We start from the raw sequence: 22,982 nt of genomic DNA on the forward strand, positions 1-22,982 counted from the left end.
AATCTTAATGATTTTAAACGGTAGACTTTGTCGTGAAAATACCCCATTGCTGTGGCAACTTTATTCGACTGGTAAGCGAATGCGAATCAAAGTCCCTTTTTCACTGGTCTCAATGTCCATACTGGCTTTTAATAACTCGCACATGCGTTTGACAATGAAAAGGCCAATACCTTCGCCGCCTTTGCTCGACGAGTCCTTTTCAGCAGACGTGGGTGCAACGATGGTAGGGGGATTCAAAGGACCGTCCGGCTGATGAGCACTGGTGGGTTCTACCTGAGGCTGAAGCTGATGAGCTAAAGGAGCGAACGGACCGTTCAAAAGGCCCGGCCCGGTGTCCTGAATAGAGATTAGCCAGCGTTCCTTATTTTCCAGAGCCCAACTGACATTAACCCAGCCACTTTCGGTATACATGAGAGCGTTGAGAAGTAAGTTCTGAATAATACGACGAATTTTCATCGCATCCCCTACGACTATTAACTGTTCTGGGCCGTCTGCCTGTAGAACCAGTTGCTTCGCTTTTGCTAATCCCTCCACCGACCTGACGAGTTGCTGCACAAGTTCGCTGGCATCAAAGGGCTGATTTTCTACTACTTCCTGACCTGCTTCCAGACGGGCATAATTCATAAGCTGCCTGAGCATAATTTCTACGGCCTGTAAATTTCGCGTGAGCAATTCCATGAACTTCTCCCGGTCGGCTTTTTTACTGGGTAGTTTAAGCAAGTTAGCCACGCCCGAAAGTACACCCAAACTGCCTTGTAAATCATGAGAAACCTGCCTCAAGTGCTCGCCGCGTTGGTGAGTAATCGACTGAAGATTATCGAGAGCTTCTTCCAGCGTTTGCACCTGCTTGATCGCCGCCGTTTGCCTAAGCTGATCGAAATACATAACACTGCCCCGATTAATATCTTTCGAAAGCCTTAGAAGCTGTCGATATGCATGGACCATCACCTGAGACTGGGTCTGCGGGTAAAGCTCCAAAAATGACATAAACTGCTCGTCAATAATGTCGTATAAATGATTCAGTTCATTGACTAACTCCGCCAGGGTATAACCCCGTTGCCAACGATGCAGACCATGAGTACCCGAATGCTCCAGGGCATTGGCTTGTTCGGGTTTACCTTGCAGCCGTTGACTGAGCACATTCAAAAGAACCGCCAGCTCATCGTTAAATTCCTCCCGCGAGAAGCTCAAGCCCGTCAATAGATTATTGTCTTCAGAACATCGGGTTCGCCAAAGGTTGAGAATGGTCTCCTGACGAGCGAATAAATAGTCCGTTAATTGCTTAATCTGATTGGTATAGACGGAGTTTCGTTTAGTCATATCAAAATAGAAAACAGAATATTCTATTCTTAATAAACGAACCAGAGGCTATAGAGTTTTTAATCGTATGTAAAGTAGTACAAGTAAATACGAAGGCAAGTGGCTTTTGTGGAAGTATTAATACTTAATGTACTTTGGTAGTTTTTTATAAATTAATTTTATGTAAATATTGATTTAATACCTTTGCAGGGTAAAAATTTTGAATTTTAGTAAATGTGATTAAGGTAAATTAGGGTTTATTAAATGAGGATTATTACTTGTTTATAAAACTAAATGATTAATAACTAGCAGATAGTAATTAAGCTCATTTCATACAATTGAAAATGGATTATGAATGATAATAACTAAAGAGGAAGTGGTAATGCCAGGAGACCTCACCACTTCCTTTTTAGTTATGTCAGATGTTGATAACCAACGTGTGGTTAATCTTCCTGAGCGGCTTCTTCATTTACGTAACTTTCAGCCAGTTCCGTTAACTTTTTATCTGTCGTGCCTTCTTCATCCAACGTCGTTTGTAAGATACTGGCGACTTCATCGAGCCCAAGCTTTTGAGCTAGAGTACGTAACCCACCATAGCTCGCAATTTCATAATGTTCGACCTTCTGAGCCGCTAAAATCAGGCCGCAGTCCCGCACCAGCGTGCCTTTTTCGGTATCTTCCTTGATGGAATCACTTTCTTTAAGTAAGCCTTCCATCGCTTCGCATTTCTTAGCAACGGCTTTTTGACCTACTAACTCGAAGATCTGCTCCAGGCGTTCCACGTGCGTTTCGGTTTCGGTTGTATGAAGCTCAAAGGCTGCTTTGAGATCGTCAGAAGTGGCCGCTTTGGCTAGTTTGGGTAAGGCTTTCGCCAGGTGTTTTTCAGCCCAGTAAATATCCTTTAAAGAATCAACAAATAATTCTTGAAGAGCAGATGAATCTTTTTCAGAAACCTGTTTTACGCTACTTTTAGTTTTCATGAGGATCAATATAGGTTTTAAGTATGGGGCTATTTATAAAAAATACATTCCATTACTACGCGTAATTCAATTGAATCAGTTCAGGGCCTACTGATGAATACGTTTATTGCGATAAAAATCTGATTGTAATATTTTTTTGATGAAAAAATGATTATTAAATACTAATAACATCCCCTTAATTTAGGGGATGATTGTTTCCTTGTAGAAACCTATATGATTTATTTTAAAACGCTTTATACTGCTTAAGTAACAATTGTAAAAAGTGCAAAATGAGGAAGTTAAATGTAATATTGACTATTCCTTAATTGGAGATACAAAACGTCCATGATTCTTATATTTCGAGAATTAATGAAAAGTGAAAAGATGTGCTCAAAATTGAGTAAATAATTACCTGTTTTGCCATTAGCCCCTAGCGACAGAAACCCAACCAATTTTTTCTGAAAGAATAGAAAGGCCCGTGGCCCGGCCAGCTTTTTCTGCTGGTAGCAACCACTTGCTTCATGATTGTATTGCGTAGCCCAGGGTAATGCTGCCAGCGAAAAAGCTGGCAGCGGCCACATTGGCAGCGGTATTTAAACCCAACCAATTTTTGCTGAAGAACTATAAAGGTCATGTTGCTACCAACGTGGCCCGACCAGCTTTTCTGCTGGTAGCAACCACTTACTTCATGATTGTCTTGCATAGCCTAAGGTAATGCTGCCAGCGAAAAAGCTGGCAGCGGCCACATTGGCAGCGGTATTTAAACCCAACCAATTTTGCTGAAGAACTAGAAAGGTCATGTTGCTACCAACGTGGCCCGACCAGCTTTTTCTGCTGGTAGCAACCACTTACAACAGCAAGCTTATTTAAGGTAAGCATCTACTTCTGCATCCGTGTAAAAAACGGAATCTATTCCTTGCTTTGGTAAGATACCTTTGGCAGTCCATACCAAAGCATTGAGTAATAGCTTTCGATAATTAGGGTCTTGCCAGTGGGCATAAAAATGGCCTCCGGTAAAACCGAAGCCTCTTCCTCCGTCCGCCCGCTCTACTGCCCAGGCTACCGTTTGTGGGTTCTCAATCTTTGAAAGCTGTGCCATGAGCACGGGTTTCAGACGGGTATCGTTCTTTTGAAAATGAATTTTGTAGTAAAATTCTTCGTGAAGTTGGAAAGGGGCCACCCCCTGGGTAATGGGATGGGGGGCGGGCAGAAGCTGAGCTGTTTCAGTAGTAATGGCCGAATACCACGCCTGGTTTCCTGAAGCTCCGGGTTTTCCACTTTCATAATCAAAATACCCACCGACCCACTTCTGGAATGCCGGACCGTAGGTAGCGGGAGCAAAGGTGGAGTAATGCATGAGCACCAGTCCACAGCCGCGTTTCATCTGTTTTTCCAGTTGCGACCAGTGATCCTCGGCAAAAATTGGGTCCTGAGCCAGGTTGAAATCTGATCCGTCCGCGTAGATAAAAATAGCGTCGGCATTATCTAGCGTTGAGGGATCAGAAGGCCAACCATTCGCATGAATTTCAGTGGTAATGCCCGTCGATTGGGATGTCCGATCTAACATAACCTTAAGTAAGCGTACGGTCTTTAGGTATTCATGCTCGCCGGGACCATGCGATTTTTTACCGGCAATCAACACCAGTTTTTTAGCAGGAGGCATAGCCTGAGCCATCAGATGACCCGAAAGTAAGCCAAGTATACTGAAGGCAGTAATGAAAATAGGGCGGAGAAATACGTTTAGAGGTAGCATAGGTTATAGAGATTAATCCGGGAAGATACACAGAAACAGTGCTTTTCAACCCAAAAGCCCCTTAGAAAGTATAAGAGAGAGCCAGTCCCCTGGAACTGCCAGGGAACCATTCCGGGCGGAGAGATACCTGCGGATGGGAGCGTATTTTTTTGTGTAACTCAGGAATGGCGATGCCACAAACGGAGCCTATAACAAAACCTGTCAATACATCCGTTGGAAAATGCTTGCCAGCGTGCATCCGGTTGATTCCTACGAATGCGGGCGGTACCGCAGCTACCGAAAAAACAGCGATTCTTTTCCAGCCCCTGAGGTCATAATAATCCGTGAAAACCTTGGCGGCAAAGAAAGTAGCAGTTGTGCTGAAAGATACGTGGCCGCTGTAAAAGGAATTACTCTTGGCCAGACCCGTTTTAGCTTCAAGGGGTAAGGCTGCATTATAGGTTAAGGGGCGGGCTCTGCGAATGGAGTAAGCCGCCGCAAAGTATAAGAGATTGTTAACGGCATGAGCGGTTGTATACAGGGTTAATAAGTCCAGGGCATCCTGACGCATGGACTTCCCCAGCATTAAAATCAGCGGGCTGGCGATGGAAATATTCAGGAACAAATCCGAGCGTTTCTGGGCCTCTGCAAACCTGCCGGGATCGTAAAAGGCCACTCTTCTGTCAAAAGAATTGATCTGGGAAGGGTTGAGTTTTAATACTTCCTGAGCAGAAAGCGAAGCCGTTCGGTCCAGTTGCTTAAATCCAAAATACGATGCTGCGAGAGCCACTGTGGTAACGGGGAGTTTAAACGTAGGGTTAACCTGATACCCAGAAAAAGTAGTGGTATCCGATTGAGCCGTAACCGAAGTCAGCCGGGTAAATAGAATCAACAGAAAGAAATAAGGTTTCATAAAGAGGACAGGATTTATAACAAGTATAGTCATAAATCCTGAAGGCTGAGTTGTACTTGGGCAGTAATAGCCCTGCATTGAACCTCTGGCATCAAGCCAGAGGATATGATCTCATTTGCTGAGTAACAGATCAACATTAACCTCTCAAGTGATGATAAGAATCCTAAGATTGAACCATTAGTCCCTCTCAAACCTTCTCTTTAATAGGTATACTTAGGTTCTTCGCAAGGGCCTGAATCAAGTGCCACTACTTTAATTAATGTCTATTTCATCAACGCAGTAATAGTATGGATAACCAGCCTGTAGCCTATTCCATTTTAGAGCTAGCCCTTACGCCACAGGGCAGTACGATTAAAGAAACCCTGAACAATTCGCTAATCTTAGCCAAAGAAGCGGAATCTCTGCACTATACTCGATTTTGGTTTGCCGAACATCATAATGCGGATCATATCGGTAGTACGGCTCCTTCGCTACTCATTGGGTATATCGCCGAAAATACCCGCACCCTTCGAGTGGGTTCCGGGGGGATTATGCTTCCCAACCATTCGCCCCTGGTGGTAGCCGAACAATTTGGAACACTGGCCCATTTATATCCCAATCGCATTGATTTAGGATTGGGACGAGCCCCGGGAACTGATCGGCAAACGGCATATGCCATCCGTTCTGATTTCATGGAGGCGGCCCAGTCTTTTCCCGAAGAAATCGTCAAAATTCAGCAGTATTTCTCAAAAGACAATCAGTATTCGAAAGTAAGAGCCCCCATTGCGGAAGGCACCGATGTACCTCTCTATATCTTAGGGTCCAGTATGGATAGTGCCCACTTGGCTGCTCAAAAGGGCTTACCCTATGCCTTTGCCAGCCATTTCGCTTCTACGCATTTGTTGAATGCCTTAACGATTTACCGCAGGGAATTTCAGGCTTCCGAGGTGTTAAGTCAGCCGTATACGATTGCTGGGGTTAATGTATTGATTGCTGATACGGATGAAGAAGCAGAACAGTTGTTCACCACACTCATACGCATGTTTCTTGGAGTCTTGACGGGATCAAAAGACGCCCTGCAACCGCCGACGGAAATGACCGATGAACTGAGGCAATTGCTGAATCATCCTACCTTGTATCAAATGCTGAAATATTCCTTTGTGGGTAGTAAAGCAACGGTGAAAAAGCAGATTCAGGCTTTTTTGGAAGAAACGCAGGTGAACGAGCTCATCGCCGTGTGCCCTACCTATGCTCTGGAAGATCGGCTAAAATCGATTCGGTTTTTTGCCGAAGTAATGGAAGAAATCAATCAAGGGGAATTACAAGGAGCCTGATTTTTATAAACGCCTCGGGCCCTCAATTCTCCTCAATAGCCAATCCATAATAGTAGTCCCTCCTAACGACTATTAGTTTGATAAATAGTCGTTAGGAGGGACTTACTTTTCTTTCGGTAAAAAAGACCAATGGTGTTAGAATCTTGCGTTAATCAACCCTTCTTTCATTAAGGCTTCCCAAAAATCCTCTGGAATCTTCTTGGTTGCCATTTCAACGTTCAACTTTACCTTATCGGGCTTGGTCGTGCTTAAAGCCACACTGCTAACGCCCGGAATAGTAAAGCCAAAATTGAAACAAGCTTCGGCGGGTTTTATCCCAAATTGCTCACACACCGACCAGAATTTTGTCCGCCATTCCACTAGTTTTTTTCCTTCTTCGGTCTGTTCATCTACCAGACGATAGTTATAATAGTCGCTGCCAATGAGAAAGCCGCCGTTAAATACCGCCGAGTTAATCACAACAACTCCTTTTTGATGCAGCTTTTGAATAAAGGCTACGAGTGCTGCCGGGTGATCATGAAGCGTAAGACTGTTCGCAATCATCACCCAGTCCAGCGGCACATCGTTGGAAAGGCGTTCGATGACCTGCCACTGTTTGGAACCCACGCCAATACCAAGAATTTGCCCCGAGGCTTTTAATTCTGCTAAAGCCCGGTACGCTTCTAATATATCCTGATACAAGGCCTCTTCTTCTTCCGGGCTGGTTGCTTTGGCCAGGTATTCGTCGGGATCATGGACCGAGGCTAATTGTGAGGTATACTTACCCAGTAAGGCATTGCCCTGATGAAAACATTCCAGAATACCTTCGTAACTAATGCGTTGGACGGCATCATGTTTCAGATCTTTCCACACGCCGGGCTCGAAGGTAGGTTCGGGAGTGGTGAGTGGCACCTGATACCAGCCTAGCTTGTTGCTGATTAATACATCACTGGGGTCCACTCGTAAGGCTTCCAGACATTGACCCAGAGCTTCCAGGGCTAGTCCGGCTCCGTATTTCCCTGCGGTATCGAAAACGGCTTTTCCAGGTGAATGAGCTACGCAGGCCTGAACAATGCTAAGCTTGGTTTCAAAGGGAGTGGCTTCGTAAATATTACCCAGACCGCTGGTTCCGAAAATAACGGGAGGCAGAGAGAGGGCACTTAATTGAAACGATTCCGTTGGGTTTGATTGATTTTGCATATTCAATGTTGAGGTCCGATAAATGATGCCTGGCTGGGTGCTCAATCGAGTAAACGAAGGACCCTATTTGTTATAATAGATGGAGATAGGCTCATCCTACCTGTACAAATAGGGAAGAAATTGTTGGAGTCATATACATAAATGCCCCATGAGGCTACTGGAAAATGGATGGATAGGGAATGTAGGCAGGCTTTTACCTTCTTCCCCAAAAGAGCAGATATTAAAAAAGGAGAGCCTTCCCGTATCGAAAAGACCCTCCCGCTCGCCCTAATACCCAGGGTTTTGAGTTAAATTCGGGTTAATATCTCTCTCCGATTGAGGGATGGGCCATAGCTCATTTCTTCCAGCCACAAAATTCCGTTTTTGATACAGGAAAAAGCCTTGATTATCAACCGGAAAATCTTTGTAAGTAGCCGGAGTATTGGTGAGTTTCATCCCCGTAAACTGCCGATTTAATTCAGTAGCGGCAGTACCCCAGCGTTGAATATCATAGTAATGCAACCCTTCAAAGGCAAATTCTACCTTTCTTTCCCGACGAATAATGGTTCGTAGACTGGCCGCGTTTGTAGCCGTAACGGCAGGCATCCCTACCGAGCTACGACCTCTTACCAAATTAATGGTCGAGTTAAGTAAGGCCTGGTCGATGGTTTCTCCTGCTTCCAGTTTTGATTCCAGATAACTCAGCAACACCTCGGGATAACGAATGAGCGGGAAATTACCTCCATAGTTAGTCAGACTTCCCGAAAAAGAAGGGTCCATGAACTTGTTGATGCAATACCCACTCCAGTTGTAACGCGTAATGCGGTCGGGAGAATTGGAAGTAGGACTGGCCTCGTAGGTAATCCCTTTAAACTTCGTACGTCCTGAAATCATGATGGTATAATCCAGACGCGGATCCCGATTGGCATAGGGATCATTTGAGTTGTAAAGAGGAGATTCGTCTACCGTCTTTCCATCCGTACATTCGTAGGATTGTACCAATTCGTTATAAGGAGAAAACTGATGCCATCCGCCGTAAGTTTCTGGGTAGAGGTATTGCAGCATGACGGTGCTCAGAAAATCTTCCAGGTATTCGTGAGCAAAAACAACCTCCTTACTATTTTCTCCGGTTTGCCAGAAAAGTTGGGAGAAACCTGTCTGATCCACACTGTAAACGCCACTGTCCATGATTCGCTTGTAAGTAGCAGCGGCATCACTCCATTTTTTCTCGGCCATTTGCAATCGTCCTAAAATAGCTAAGGAAGCCCCTGAGGTAATACGTCCGCGTTCGCTGGCCTGACGGGTGGAAGGAAGATTGAGAAAACTGCTTTTCAGTTCATTTTCAGCAAAAGCCCACACCTCGGCTTTCGAGGTTCGCTTGATGGAATTAGCTTCAGCAATGCTAAGCGTTTTGGTCGGCATGGGAACATCCCCAAAGTACAAGGCCAGGTTCAGGTACAAATAGGCTCGGATCGTTTTTACTTCGGCAACCATCATAGCCTTGGTTGTCTCATTAATGGAAATCGTATTGACGCGTTCCAGAAAATTATTACAACGGGCAATGGTGGTGTACGAGTTACTCCAGAAAGCACCCGTAAGCCAGTAAGCTGAATTCAATGTACCATTGGTAACGGCATCAGGAATAAGTTCTTTTTCAGAACCAAAGCCAGCCATCATGTCCAGATAAATCATGGACATTCCACCAAAGAAGTCTCCCGTAGCCCAACCCGAACCAAAGTTGTAACAGCCTACCAGAGCCAGGTTTGCATCCTTCTCGGTTTTCCAGAAAGTTGCATCCGAAATGGCATCCAGGGGTTGCTTATCGAAAAAATCGGGTTTACAGCTCGGTACAATAGTAGCTGTGAGAATAGTAAGTAGGCTGGTAACTATTCGTCGAGTAGTAGGAAAAAGTATGTTTTTCATCGCTGCTTGATCTTTTAGGAGTACTACAAGTTGAGGTTGATACCGAAGGTGTAAACCTTGGTAATGGGATAGAACTGACTGCCATCTCCCGTGGCATTCGTCATTTCGGGGTCCCAGCCTTTGTAGAACTTGTTAAGAGAGAAGAGATTCTGCCCGCTGAAGTACAGACGCAGTCGGCTGATCTTCCATTTTTGAAGCACTTCCGTGGGAAGGCTATACCCCACCTGTAGGTTTTTCAGACGAGCGAAACTACCATCCCGATTCCAGTAGGTAGAGGTCTGGATGGTTCCGCTGCCCATTTGAAGGTTAGTTAGCTTGGGATATTTCGCGTTGGGATCGGGGTTTTCGGTCGTCCAGCGGTTTTCTACCTGCCAGCGTTGAATTTGTCCACCATTGTAAAACGCAAAGGCCGAATAAGAGCCAATTTGTTTCTGATAACCCGCCAGCCCCTGAATCAATGCAGAGAAATCAAACCCCTTATAATCAATGGACAGATTGGTACCAAAGGTATATTTGGGAACAGTGGTACCAATAACTTTGCGGTCATAGGTGGCGTCTACTTTTCCGTCGGGAACACCGTTGGGTCCACTGATATCTTTATAGCGAACAAAACCCGGTTGGGCCGAGTAGGGTTGGGTGGGATATTTGCTGATGTCATCTGTACTTGTGAATAATCCGTCAGCTTCATACCCGTAGATAACCCCGATGGGCTGTCCTACAAAGAGGCCACTGCCAATGTTTTGCTGTAAACCATCGGCTAAAGCCGTAATGCGGTTTTTGATGTAGGAGAAGTTAGGTGAAATGGCCCAGTTAACCCCATTGCTTTTACCCCGATACGTTAATTGAGCCTCAAAACCCGTGTTCTTGACACTTCCAATGTTAACGGCTGATGTACCCAAGCCCAGGGTGGAAGAGGTAGCAACGGTATACAGAACGCCCGTTGTTTTCTTATCAAACATATCGAGAACGAGGCTTAATTTTCCTTTCCAGACGCTTACATCCAGTCCAAGATTGGAAATGGCTGTTTGTTCCCAGGTAATATCTCCGTTACTAAGTCGGGTCGTTGCCGCTCCCGTAGCCAGTGCTCCACCGAAGGAGTAGTTCTGACCACAAGCTTACCAGGTTCTGGTAAGGGTAAGTACCTACATTCTGATTGCCCAATATCCCCCAGGAGGCTCTCAGTTTTAAGTTATCCAGCCAAGTAGCCGTGTTAAGAAATGCCTCTTCGGAGAGCCTCCAGCCAGCCGAGAAGGACGGGAAAACGCCCCAGCGGCCTTTGGCTGGGAAGCGGGAAGTTCCATCCGCTCGCAGGTTCGCTTCCAGTAAATACCGGTCTTTGAATGAATAATTGAGTCGGCCAAAAACCGAGCGAATCCCCCAGGAAGAGGCCGAACCCGAGGAACTCATGCCCGTGCCTGAACCCGCATTTAACTCGTAAAGTAAAGAGGTAGGAAAGTCCTTGCGGAATCCTGAAATGTACGAATCATTGTATTCTTCCTGCGACACCCCCGCCAGAATGGTAAAGGAATGATCCTGAATCACTTTAGCGTAGGAAAGTAGGGATTGTAAGGTTACCTGAGTACCCTGACCTGAGTACACGTTGAGGGTATTAGGACCCACATATTTGTTAGCATCAAACTGAAAATCAGAAACGTAGTCTTTGTTATAACTACTCCAGAAGTTATAGCCGATTTTGCCACTCAGATTCAATCCCGGCAGGATGTTCCAGTTCATTTCCGCTCCTCCTAAAAAGTATTTGTTCGTTCCTTTATAGAAAGAGTTGCTGGATAACCAGGCTTCGGGACTATAATTATCCTGGTAACCATAGGTTCCATCCGATTTTCGTCCGGCGTAGATGGGCCCCTGACGAACGGCAAAATTGATCATGCTGTTCATCCCGCCGCCGCTTTGGTTAGGCGAGTGATTTTCAGCCGTGTATCCTTGTAAACTTACTTTTAGCGTCAGCTTGTCGTTGAGCTGAGTATCATTGTTGAAAAGGAAATTGTAGCGAGTGTACCCATTTTTAGCCACAATACCGTCCTGCGACAGGTAACTCACGGAAAACAAATTGCGACTCCGCTCAGTACCGCCCGCAAAATTCAGGGAGTGCGACATTTGAAAACCACTACCTAAGGTCAGCAGGTTTTTAAAATGCGGTACGTTCGGGTAATTGTCTGGATCAGACTGGTTGCGAAAAGTCTCAATCTGAGCAGCCGTGTAAGAGGGCGACTGCCCCGAATTCTGATTGGCTTCATTCTTGAGCTGAGCGTACTCCCAGGAGTCCACAAATTCAGGTAGTGCGGTGGGCTTTTGCCAGCCCAGGTAATTATTATACGTCACCTGTAGTTTGCCACTCTGACCCCGTTTGGTTTCGATGAGAATAACCCCGTTGGCGGCCCGGCTTCCGTAGATGGAGGCGGAGGCGGCATCCTTGAGCACAGAAATGCTTTTGATGTTGTTGGGGTCTACATCATTAATAGACGTAGCCAGACCATCCACCAGAATCAGGGGGCCTCCACCGGCTCCGTATGAACCAATTCCCCGGATAGTAATGCCTGCTCCGTCATTGCTAGGCTGACCGGAACCCTGAGAGACGACTACCCCAGTTACCAAACCGGATAAAGCCTGAGAAGCCTGCGTGATGGGACGGTTTTCAATTTCTTTGGTCGAGATACTGGAAATAGAACCCGTTAAGTTTACTTTTTTCTGTGTACCATACCCTACCACCACTACTTCGGTCAGAGCTTTACTGTCGGTTTGCAGAACAATATCCACGACCGTCTTACTGGCACTAACTACGACGCTTTGACTGACGTAACCCACGGAAGAAATAAGTAAAGTACCGCCTTCACTAGGAATACTCAGCGAAAATTTCCCGTCAGGGTTAGTGGTGGTTCCAATGTTTGCGTTTTCCTGCAAGCGAATCGTAGCTCCTGGAACGGCCGCTCCTTTTTCATCCGTGATTTTACCCGTGAGGATAAAAGCAGGGATCGCATTTTTCTTGCTCAGGTGAAAAGGGAAAACGGATGTAGGACTCTTTTCAGTAGGTAAAGGAAGTGCTCGAACGGCCCCGGCTTGAGAAGAACCGGCAGCTAAGGTAAATCCTAGTAGGATTGCTTGCTGCATCACCCTTTGGGAGAGGGGGAAAATAGAGGTTTTCATAGTAAATGTATTAAGGTAAAATAAAGGTTACAAAGCAGCCCCGGTTAAAGGCTGTAGAGGGCTAACCCATGTTAGCATAGGAGAAAATAGAGGCACTAGAGGGATCTTAGTTCATAGGCTTAGCGAGCTATGTGAGAAAGCATTGATAAGCTTAAACGGGTGTGGTAGTAAAATAGAATCGAGAAAATCTTATTAAAATGATTGGGGAAGAAGCAAGTGCTATGGGCAAGCTTACGCTTCCAGAACACCAGAAGAGCAAGCTTGCAAAACACAACATAATTAATTAACGTTAATGTATATACGTAATAGATGTGCCCAAACGAAAGCTACAAACAGCTTACTTGTGACCCAAAGGTTAAGCAGGGATTAAGGTAAAGATGCGATCCATTTGTACCCATTTTTCATGTTCAGCTGACCAGCTCAGGGGAAGCTGGAATTGTGACATAAGGGCTTCCCATTCCATGACTTTGGCATTGTTGCGATCCATTTGCTCTTTCACACGAAAGTCAAAATCATCCTTTGTTTCCATAATCATAAAGAGCCGATTGCCGGTGCGATAGATTTCCATGGCGGTCACGCCACTATCGAGTATGCTTTGGGTGACTTCAGGCCAGGCATTTTCGGATTTGTGATAAGTTTCATACTGGCGGATGAGCTCGGGATCGTCCTTCAAATCCAGAGCAAGGCAGAACTTTTTCATACGCGGGTCTAGACAATTTTCAACACGTTGGCATAGGACAATGCTGGTTTATTTTCGGGTAGCTGAACGACAAGACCCTGATTGGTTTGCTCAAAAGACAATGAATCATTACCTCCAAGCAACGAAACGCGGCGAATGGGGGAGGTATGTAAGCCCTTACCAGATGCCAGTGAGGTGACTACCACTTTTTTATCATCAGGCCAGCCCATGAGCGTCGCGTACAAAGCTTCGCCTTTGGCCGTAAACCGAATATCCTGGGAAGTAAAAGCTTTGCCTTTGCCTTCGTTGAAACCCTGAGCCGAAAGGGGGGCTGCTCCTTCCTGGGCTGGTCCTTCGCCAAACACCTTCCAGGGGCGAGTACCATAGATGGCTTCGCTATTGACTTTCATCCAGTTACCAATTTCGACCACTACAGCCCGCTCCTGCTCATCAATGCTACCATCGCCCCGTACCGGAATATTAAGCATCAGGTTTCCATTCTTGCTGACTACGTCAACTAAGGTTTGAATGACCATTTTCGCCGATTTATACCCTTTCCGATCGTACACCGCCCGGTTGTAGTGCCAGTCCCCAATGCAGGTATCGGTTTGCCAGGGCAGGGGTTCAATGGCATTGCTCTGTCCTCTTTCGATGTCCCAAACCATGCATTTGCGTTGCTGCTCGTCGAGCACTTTGCCAAACACAATGGCCTGTTGGTTCCCATCCTTATCTATATTTTTGTTATAAAGGTGAGCTGCAATTTTTAGCCCAGCGTCATCGATGGGCCACAGTGGCAGGGCTGTATCATCGAAATAGACGAATTGGGGATTGTACTGATCAATGAGATCAATGGTACGCTTTAAAAACTTATCGCAGTACGCTTTGGTTGGTTTAGCTACACCGTTGCCCCAGTTCCACTGACTGTGAATCATACCATCGTCCCAGCTATTTTTGCTCAAGGGGTGATTTTGGGCATATAACTCCTGTGGGTCCATGCCTTGCCACCACTTGCCTTTTCCGTCAGCTTTGGTCACATTGCCGTCATAAGGAACGCCCTTATAAGGCCCTTGTTTGTCACTCCGCTGAGCCGTTTCCATCCAGCTCCAGGCATGAGCCGCGTGCACACTCACGCCGAACGGAAGGCCTTGCCGACGGGACGCTTTTTCCCAGCCACCAATAATGTCTTTTTTGGGACCGACCTTGGTGGAATTCCAAGGCTGGTGTTTGCTGTTATACAGGTCCAGGTTATCGTGGTGATTCGCCATGGCCATAAAGTATTGAGCTCCAGCTTGCTTATACAAAGCGACTAACTCTTCTGGATCCCAGTTTTCCGCCTTCCATTCGTGGATGACATCCTTGAACCCAAATTTGGAGGGATGTCCATATTTTTTGAGGTGGTAGTTATACTGATGGCTACCCTCCTGATACATGCCCCGGGCGTACCAATCGCCGGCTTCGGGCTGGCACTGCGGTCCCCAGTGAGCCCACATCCCAAATTTCGCATCTTTAAACCAATTAGGCGTCTGAAACTGCTCGAGCGATTTCCAGGTAGGTAAGAAAGGTCCTTTTCTGGTGATCTGATCAGCTATAGAGCCTAGTGCAATATTAGAGAGGCTTAAAGCGGGTAATAAACCAAGCGTACTTTTAAGAGCAGTTCTACGATTCATAAGTAAATCCTGAGGCTAATGCAAAACATGTTCAATGGAGACTTTCAACGATACAAATGTATTGTATAATAAAATATTTAAATTGTACAAAAAGGCTTTTAATTTTAACAAATCGGGTTTTATGAATAATTTTGAAAAATTACTTACGTACATTTTTTACTTAACTAGACCTAATATAACAGCTATTTATGCACAATACGGGCTTTAAAGCTACTTTTTCATTATTGCATACAGATTATGTTCAGTTGAACAAATCGTGGAATTACAAAGATGTAATGAGCCCCTTTTATCGAATTTACCTCATTGACGACGGGTCAGGTTCGCTGGGAGACACCGATCAGGCCCTGCTTCTGGAGAAGGGATACTTGTATCTGATTCCAAGTTTTACTAGGTGTGATCATTCGTGCCGGGATTTTTTAAGCCAGTATTACGTACACTTTTTAGAAGATAACCCAACCGGACTTTCGCTTTTTACCTATAGCCGAAGGGTACTGAAAATTCCATCGATACCCGAAGATTTCTTACTTTTTAAGCGTCTGCTGCAATTAAATCCAGGACGTGACTTGAGAAGAAGCGATGACCCCAGAGAGTATCAGAACCAACCTTTACTCAAGGGTTTCCAGCAGCAGAATAATGATATCTCCTTTGCGGCATACGTAGAAACGAACGGACTGATTCTACAATTACTGTCCCGATTTTTAACGGATGAAGAATTTCTTTCATCCCAACGGGGCCGACTATCGCCTAAAATCGAGAAAACGGTATTGTATATTCAAACGCATCTATCCGAACCGATGACGGTGGAATTGCTCGCCGGGGAGGTTAATCAAAGTGCTCATTACTTCTCTAAAACTTTTTTACAGGCGACGGGTCAGCGGCCCTTGGAATACCTCATGCAGCGAAGAATCGAAAGGGCTCAATATTTAATGCTGACGACTTCCCTGAGCTTATCAGAAATTGCCGAAGAGACAGGCTTCGAAAGTTTATCCTACTTTTCACGAAGCTTCAAAAAAATTACGGGGCAGAGTGCCAGTCAGTATAGTCAGGCCAATCGTTTCTGAAATAAGTCAGGTCAATGCAGGCGATGGGATTGGCATCGCCTCGGTAATCCTGTTTTAAAATCTTGTTAAGTATTTGTCAAAAAAGGCTGGGTATCCCCCAAGAAACCGTCGGTTCTGGGCCGTATATCCGGGTTCCGTTCAATTTTATAGGCAGTTTTTTATAAAAAAGAGCTCTTTTGAACATTTGTAGCATTTATTTATACAAATCTTCTCTCTTCATTCTTCGTGTTAGAAGTACATTTGTTCAATGATTAGTTAAAAATATTATCAAAAAAATTATGCTTTTTCTACTTATTTAAAGGGAATAAAGCAGAGCGAAAAAGATCGTATTTTTAAATATATCCGTTCCGAACGCTTTAAATCCATTGTAACGTAAGCCGAGGTTCCACTCGTAAATCATTGGGAACAGGAACGTAAGTTAAGGTTACGTATACTCAGTAAAGTTAGTAGATTTTGTACTGATAATCCATACACTCAAAACAGTTTTGATCGAAGTAATGCGAGTCCAGATCGCTAGTGGCAACGTAGCCATTTAACCCCTTTGACTGATTGATCAACCCGCATGGTTGATCGTACGGTTCCATTCCCAGGCAGGAATGGTCAGGAAGATTTTGCCTTTAAATCTCAAGTGAATTGTTAAATCATAAAAAAAGTATGCATCGATTTTCTACCATTCGGAAGGTCCGCAGAAGGGATTTAAAATCTCCGCTGCTGCAAGTAGTATTGATGGTTGTGCTGACTCACGCCAGTATGGCCGAACCTAACAGCCCTGTTCGCCTCCGTGAGGTTACGAAGGCAGGGCCGCGGGGGAAGGTCGCGGTAGATACTGAAATCAGAGGGAAAGTTACCGGGGAAAATGGTGAAGGACTTCCGGGCGTAAACGTGCTGATCAAGGGAACCACCCGTGGAACCACCGCCGATCAGGATGGTAATTTTAAACTAACCATCCGCCCAGGCGACGCGACGCTGATCTTTTCATTGGTAGGGTATGCTCCCAAAGAGGTGGCGATTGGATCACAGACCGTTTTAAATGTAGTGCTTTCCAACGATGATAAAGTCCTCAACGAAGTAGTCGTAGTAGGTTACGGTACTCAGCGTCAGGAAGCCGTGACGGGGTCGGTTGTTTCCGTGACCGGGAATGTGATGCGGGAAATTCCTTCGGCGAACATATCTCAGGCCTTACAGGGCCGGATTGTGGGGGTGGAGATTTCACAGACTTCCACTAAGCCCGGAGCTGCCATGGATATTCTGATTCGTGGCCAGCGTTCCCTCCGAGCAGATAATGCTCCGCTGATCGTGCTGGACGGGATTCCTTTCTCAGGTTCTATCACGGATATTAACTCGAACAATATCAAGAGCATTGACATCCTGAAGGATGCTTCGGCGACGGCGATTTATGGTTCCCGGGGTGCAAACGGTGTCATTCTGATTACCACAAATACGGGTAAAAGAGGACAGAAAGCTACGTTTTCGTACAATGGTTTTCACGGTCCCAAGACCGTTTTTGCCAAGTATCCGATGATGAACGGGCCTGAATTTGCCGCTCTGCGGGCCGCAAGTTTGCAAAAATTCCAAAATACAATTGACGAATCTAACGATGTAAATACCGATTGGCAGGATAAAATCTATAGAACCGGCCTGATGAGCAGTCATGATATTAACGTATCGGGTGGCTCTGAAAATGGAAACTATTCCTTTGGCTTGGGTTATTACAGAGAAAACGCCGTGGTGCCTCTTCAGGATTTCTCGCGTTACTCGCTTCAGGCTTCCATTACGCAGGACATTAACAAGCATTTCCGGGTAGGTTTTTCGACGAACTCCAACTTTACGGTGAGTAACGGAAACAGTGTGCCTGCCGTAGGAATGGCCCTGGGAAGATCTCCCATTGCCAATCCCTACAATGCCGATGGTTCGATGAAGACCATCATTCAGGAGCAAACGTCTGGTCCTCAATGGGTGCCTTCGCTGGAGCGGTTTAATGCACTGGGAGATAAATACATTGATCAGACGCGGGCTTATGGATCTTACAACACCCTGTTCACCGAAATACAGATTCCTGGTGTTACGGGATTGAAGTACCGGGCTAACTTAGGGTTGAACTACCGGCAGAGTACCAGCGGAAACTACACCGGTGAGGGCGTTTTCAGTGGTAACCCCCTGAACGTATCTACGGCGGGGATTGGTAATTCTCATACCCTCAACTGGGCCATCGAAAACTTGCTTAGCTACGACCGCAAGTTTGGGAAACATGAGATTAACGCGGTAGGGTTATACTCCGCTCAGCAGAATACCTTCAATTCGTCTTCTATTGGGGCCCGGGATATTCCATCCGATGCCTTTCAGTTCTATAACCTGGGCCGGGCCGATGGAATCATTACCGTAAACCCAGCGAATCAGGGCTATAACCAATGGGGATTGTTGTCCTACATGGGTCGTGTCATGTACTCTTTCGATGATCGGTATATGTTAAGTGTGACTTTCCGGGCGGATGGTTCATCCCGCTTAGCCAAAGGACACCAATGGAATGCGTATCCCGCGATTTCAGCCGGATGGAATATTTCCAAGGAACAATTCATGAGTGGCGTTACCCAAATCAACCAGTTAAAGCTGAGGGTAGGCTACGGTCAAACGTCTAATCAGGCCGTAAACCCTTACGAAACCCTGGGACTTTTGTCAACCCGGCCTTACAACTTTGGCAGTTCGAACTACGCTACCGGATTTTACGTGTCTAATGCTCCAAACCCTCGTTTAGGATGGGAGTTTTCAAACACGATCAATATTGGTCTGGATTTCAAAGCCTTCAATAACCGGCTGTCAGGTACGTTCGAACTTTACGAACAGCAAACGAAGAATGTACTTCTCGGCGTTGGTTTGCCTCCCACCTCTGGGGTAGGCGGTTATACAGCCAACATTGGTCAGACGCAAAACAAAGGTGTCGAGTTTAACTTGAACGGAACGGTGCTGGAAAACGCGAATGGCTGGACCTGGGACGTAGGTTTCAACGTGTATGCCAACCGTAACAAACTGGTATCTCTGTCTTCCGGTCAACAGCGTGACGAAGGAAACTGGTGGTTTGTGGGCCATCCGATTAACGTAATCTACGATTATGAAAAAATAGGGCTCTGGCAGGAGAATGATCAATTCCGCAATATTTACGAACCCGGTGGTAATGCGGGGATGATTCGGGTGAAATACACCGGCGATTATAACTCGGATGGAGCTCCAACGCGGGCCATCAATGCCTCTGATCGCCAGATTCTTAACATGCAGCCGAATTTCCAGGGAGGTCTGAACACCCGGGTTGCTTACAAAGGATTTGATCTGAACATCGTAGGCGTTTTTAAAAGCGGCGGCTTGCTTAACAGTACCCTTTATGGTTCTTCGGGTTACCTGAACAACCTGAATGCCCGGGCTGGAAATAACGTAAGAGTGGATTACTGGACCCCAGAAAATACCGGAGCGAAATACCCCGCACCCGGTGGTATTGGTGGTGACAACCCGAAATATGGCAGTACACTGGGCTATTTCGATGCTTCTTTCCTGAAAATCCGTACCATGACGCTGGGCTACAACGTAGACAGCAAGGTGTTGGGAAGACTAGGGATGAATACCCTCCGCGTGTACTTCACCGCTCAGAACCCATTCGTGATGTTCTCGCCCTATCACCGCGAGTCAGGAATGGATCCAGAAACCAACTCGTATGGCAACGAAAACGCGGCGGTGCCTTTATCCTCTGCCCTCAGACGCATCCTGACCATTGGCACGAACACGCCTTCGACCAGAAACTATATCGTAGGTGTCAATCTGACTTTCTAAAAGCATTACTATGAAACGTTTACACATAAAAAATCTCAAAGCAGCAGCCGTATTGACGCTCTTGTTTACGAGTTGTACCAAAATATTAGACGAGAAGCCACGAGCCATTTACACCCCTGAATATTTCAAAACCGAAAAAGGAGTATACGGTGGGTTAACGGGGATGTATGCTCACCTGCGTTGGATTTTCGGAAATGCTTATTTCTATAATTCCTGCATGACCGGAACCGACGAGGCAACCTGGGGTGCCAGTGGGGGCGGAAGCAACTTTCAATCGCACGATTTGTCTACGGATCAACTCATTACGCCTCTGGCGAGTGATGCCAGTAACCTGTGGTACAATGCCTTCCCGAATATCAATACCGCCAATGGGGTGATTGAAAACGCCACTGCGGTTGGGATTTCGCAAGCGTTAATTGCCGAAGCACGGTTCTTTCGGGCCTTTGATTACTTCATGCTGGTTCAGACCTTCGGAGGCGTGCCTCTGGATCTGGGCTCGGGTGAGTTAGCTTTCAACATTTCTACGCTCCGAACGTCGAAACGCAACACGGTTCCTGAAGTATACACCAAAGTTATTTTTCCTGATCTGGTGAAGGCAGTAAATGACCTGCCTGCGAGTGGACGAGTGATCGGTGGAGTAACCAAAACGCTGGCTAGTCTTTACCTATCCAAAGCTTATTTAACCTACGGCTGGTGGCTGCAAAATCCAAATAATATTCCTACGTACCCAGCTACAAATCGGACTGACCCAGACGGACACGATGCTCAGTGGTACTTCCAGAAGGCGTATGATGTAGCGACACAGGCCATCAATAATCCTGGTCCTTTCCGATTACAGAGTACCTATTATGACGTAAACCTGGGTTCGAACGATCGGAACAGTGAATTGTTGCTCTATGCGGATCATACCGAAAGCAGTGAGCTGTTTAATGGTTCAAGCCTGACGTATGCCGGTGGTGGTGATGCGGATAACTTTGCCGTGTGGATGTTAACCTGGAATTATACCAGCATTACAAGCTCAAAGACCAATTGGAGTGCCCCCAGCACGGTCAATTCCGTGCAACGGGAAGCGGCTCAGTCTTTAGGACGCCCCTGGGTACGCATGGCTCCTCCTCACGAGGTTTTTAACAAAACGTTTGCCGATAAAACCAACGATTCCCGCTACGACGGTACGTTTACTACGGCTTATCGGGGTAACTGGAATAAGGCTGGGGTTACCAACGAATTTTTATACAATGCAAACAACCTACAGGTTCGTCCGGGAGAGGCGATTATGACCTTCCTGGATCAGGAGCCATCGACAGCCATCGACTATTCTAATTCAGTATACAAGAGTGGAATGGGCCTGGGCGTACTGCCAGGTCGGGCCGACTACGTAGTAGGACCCAGTGGCATCAGTCGGTTGGTTTATCCAGGCCTCTGGAAGTTAGGTGTTTATCGCACGGATAATGGTAACGGATTAGGTCAGCCCAATGCGGCAAGTACCCGTCCCTTTAACATCGCTAAATTCTCAGAACTTTATTTTATTGCGGCAGAAGCAGCGGTAAAAGGAGCGACGACACAGGCAGGACAAACGGCAAGGGATCTCATCAATGTGATTCGGGCACGGGCAGGTAAATGGCGTTGGTACAATCAGGGGAATGTGTCCAAAGTACAGGACAATAGTGCCGCCATGATTGCGGCGACTCCCGCTACGATTGATGTTAACTACATTCTGGCCGAGCGTTCGCGTGAATATTACGGGGAAGGCTACCGCTGGTATGATCTGGTTCGTACGCAGAAATGGAAAGAGCTTGCCTCGACTTATACGATTTGTGGGCCAGGGGTAGGAAACCATACGCCCTCTACGTTCAACAGAAAAATCGAAAATTATCACTACCTCAGACCTATTCCTCAGGGGCAGCTTGATAACATGGACATGTCGGCTGATGAAAAAGCCGCTTATCAGAATCCAGGCTATTTATAAACGCTGGTTCTTTTCTGGATTAAATGCCAGGAAAGGAAGCTAATACGGTGTACTTGATGTGAAGAAAGAGGGGTGCTCCCTCTTTCTTCATTTGTTAGCATCGCTCTGGTTCAGCGGGCAGAGGTACATTTCAGATGGAATGGGTAACTTTCGTAGAAATCTAAACCGAAAAAAGCAGAGCAGAGGAAGTGCAGGGGAAAGTGAAAAGCTCTGAATCAAAATCACTTAAAATATGACTCAAATCGAAAGACGGGAGTTTTTAACGACCTTATCACTGGCGGGTGCCGCCACTTTATTTTCCGGAAACGCGTTAATAGCCGCCACAGCACCGAAGAAAGACAAGCTAGGCATTGCCCTAGTTGGGCTGGGTTACTACAGCACGGACTTGCTGGCACCGGCTCTTCAAATGACTGAAAAGTGCTACCTGGCCGGAATTGTAACGGGTACGCCTGCCAAAGCAGAGGCCTGGAAAGCCAAGTATAAGATCCCGGACAAAAACATTTACAACTACCAGAATTTCGATCAGATTGCTAATAACCCTGACATTGACGTAGTCTACGTTGTGCTTCCGCCTTCCATGCACCGGGAATTTGTCGTTCGGGCTGCAAAGGCGGGCAAACACGTGTTTTGTGAAAAGCCCATGGCCCCTTCGGTAGCGGATTGTGAAGCCATGATTGCCGCCTGTAAAAGCAACAAGGTGAAACTGGCCATTGGATATCGCTGTCAGCACGATCCGAATATTCAGGCAGTGATGAAGGTAGCCAAAGAACAGAAATTCGGAAAAGTAAAGATGATTAACAGTGCCGCCGGGTATTTCGATGGTCGGACGGACCACTGGAAGCAGAAAAAAGCCCTTGGGGGTGGTGTGATGGGGGATATGGGAGTATATGCTTTGCAGGGAGCCAGACTGGCTACGGGGGAAGAGCCCATCAGTGTGATCGCCCAGGCTTCTACCACGCGGCCTGACATCTACAAAGAAGTCGAAGAAACTATGATGTTCATGCTGGATTTCCCCAGTGGGGCACGGGCTGCCTGCCAGACGAGCTTTGGCATCAATATGAACTATTTGCAGGTTAACTATGAGAAAGGCTGGCTGAAACTCGAACCGCAGTCGGGCTATCTGGGTAATAAAGGAAGTATGTCTGACGGGACGATTATCAACTTTCCCATTAAAAATCAGCAGGCCAAACAACTGGATGAAGATTGCCTGGCCCTCATGAATCAAACGGACCTCATGGCCCCGGGCGAAGAGGGGTTACGGGATATCAGAGTGGTCGAAGCCATTTATAAATCGGTACGTTCGGGCAAAAGCGTTACCATCTAGGATGCTCCGG

At 46.3% G+C, this 22,982-nt stretch carries 16 protein-coding genes; 5 read left to right on the forward strand and 11 right to left on the reverse strand.

Annotated elements, in window-relative coordinates; all coding sequences use genetic code 11:
• Positions 1–60: 60 nt before the first annotated feature.
• From QE390_RS00375 to QE390_RS00395, 5 genes are all read right to left on the reverse strand, one after another.
• Positions 61–1,320 (reverse strand): HAMP domain-containing sensor histidine kinase, encoded by a 1,260-nt coding sequence (locus QE390_RS00375; RefSeq protein WP_307140613.1) that lies wholly within the window; start codon positions 1,318–1,320, stop codon positions 61–63.
• Positions 1,321–1,742: 422 nt separating this feature from the next.
• Entirely contained in the window at positions 1,743–2,279 is a 537-nt protein-coding gene (locus QE390_RS00380; protein ID WP_307140614.1) for a ferritin-like domain-containing protein, read from the reverse strand.
• Between the two features lie 278 nt (positions 2,280–2,557).
• Complete coding sequence (locus QE390_RS00385; protein ID WP_307140615.1) at positions 2,558–2,839, reverse strand: hypothetical protein; 282 nt, start codon at positions 2,837–2,839, stop codon at positions 2,558–2,560.
• A gap of 281 nt (positions 2,840–3,120) precedes the next feature.
• The gene (locus QE390_RS00390) at positions 3,121–4,011 is read right to left on the reverse strand and encodes a ThuA domain-containing protein (RefSeq protein ID WP_307140616.1); all 891 of its coding nucleotides are present in this window, start codon (positions 4,009–4,011) and stop codon (positions 3,121–3,123) included.
• A 61-nt stretch (positions 4,012–4,072) separates the two neighbouring features.
• Complete coding sequence (locus tag QE390_RS00395) at positions 4,073–4,903, reverse strand: phosphatase PAP2 family protein (RefSeq protein ID WP_307140617.1); 831 nt, start codon at positions 4,901–4,903, stop codon at positions 4,073–4,075.
• A gap of 287 nt (positions 4,904–5,190) precedes the next feature.
• Between QE390_RS00395 and QE390_RS00400 the strand changes: the two genes are divergently transcribed.
• Positions 5,191–6,216 (forward strand): LLM class flavin-dependent oxidoreductase, encoded by a 1,026-nt coding sequence (locus QE390_RS00400; protein ID WP_307140618.1) that lies wholly within the window; start codon positions 5,191–5,193, stop codon positions 6,214–6,216.
• A 135-nt stretch (positions 6,217–6,351) separates the two neighbouring features.
• Here the strand turns inward: QE390_RS00400 and QE390_RS00405 are convergent, their stop codons facing one another.
• From QE390_RS00405 to QE390_RS00430, 6 genes are all read right to left on the reverse strand, one after another.
• Positions 6,352–7,395, reverse strand: coding sequence for an aldo/keto reductase (locus QE390_RS00405; protein ID WP_307140619.1), 1,044 nt, complete (start codon positions 7,393–7,395; stop codon positions 6,352–6,354).
• A gap of 267 nt (positions 7,396–7,662) precedes the next feature.
• Positions 7,663–9,297, reverse strand: coding sequence for a RagB/SusD family nutrient uptake outer membrane protein (locus QE390_RS00410; RefSeq protein WP_307140620.1), 1,635 nt, complete (start codon positions 9,295–9,297; stop codon positions 7,663–7,665).
• A 23-nt stretch (positions 9,298–9,320) separates the two neighbouring features.
• The gene (locus QE390_RS00415) at positions 9,321–10,256 is read right to left on the reverse strand and encodes a hypothetical protein (protein ID WP_307140621.1); all 936 of its coding nucleotides are present in this window, start codon (positions 10,254–10,256) and stop codon (positions 9,321–9,323) included.
• A 91-nt stretch (positions 10,257–10,347) separates the two neighbouring features.
• Positions 10,348–12,459, reverse strand: coding sequence for a SusC/RagA family TonB-linked outer membrane protein (locus tag QE390_RS00420; RefSeq protein WP_307140622.1), 2,112 nt, complete (start codon positions 12,457–12,459; stop codon positions 10,348–10,350).
• 355 nt (positions 12,460–12,814) lie between these two features.
• Entirely contained in the window at positions 12,815–13,159 is a 345-nt protein-coding gene (locus QE390_RS00425) for an L-rhamnose mutarotase (protein WP_307140623.1), read from the reverse strand.
• 8 nt (positions 13,160–13,167) lie between these two features.
• Entirely contained in the window at positions 13,168–14,805 is a 1,638-nt protein-coding gene (locus tag QE390_RS00430; RefSeq protein ID WP_307140624.1) for an alpha-L-fucosidase, read from the reverse strand.
• A gap of 275 nt (positions 14,806–15,080) precedes the next feature.
• On the opposite strand from QE390_RS00430, the gene QE390_RS00435 reads away from it, so the two are divergent.
• The 4 genes from QE390_RS00435 (at position 15,081) to QE390_RS00450 (ending at position 22,972) form a co-directional block, all read left to right on the forward strand.
• The gene (locus QE390_RS00435; RefSeq protein WP_157830468.1) at positions 15,081–15,866 is read left to right on the forward strand and encodes a helix-turn-helix domain-containing protein; all 786 of its coding nucleotides are present in this window, start codon (positions 15,081–15,083) and stop codon (positions 15,864–15,866) included.
• Between the two features lie 654 nt (positions 15,867–16,520).
• Positions 16,521–19,682, forward strand: a complete 3,162-nt coding sequence (locus QE390_RS00440; protein WP_307140625.1) for a TonB-dependent receptor — start codon at positions 16,521–16,523, stop codon at positions 19,680–19,682.
• A 10-nt stretch (positions 19,683–19,692) separates the two neighbouring features.
• Positions 19,693–21,648, forward strand: coding sequence for a RagB/SusD family nutrient uptake outer membrane protein (locus tag QE390_RS00445; RefSeq protein ID WP_307140626.1), 1,956 nt, complete (start codon positions 19,693–19,695; stop codon positions 21,646–21,648).
• A 232-nt stretch (positions 21,649–21,880) separates the two neighbouring features.
• Complete coding sequence (locus tag QE390_RS00450; RefSeq protein ID WP_307140627.1) at positions 21,881–22,972, forward strand: Gfo/Idh/MocA family protein; 1,092 nt, start codon at positions 21,881–21,883, stop codon at positions 22,970–22,972.
• Positions 22,973–22,982 lie beyond the last annotated feature (10 nt).

The sequence above is a fragment of the Siphonobacter sp. SORGH_AS_1065 genome, from assembly GCF_030818595.1.
Taxonomy (GTDB): Bacteria; Bacteroidota; Bacteroidia; order Cytophagales; family Spirosomataceae; genus Siphonobacter.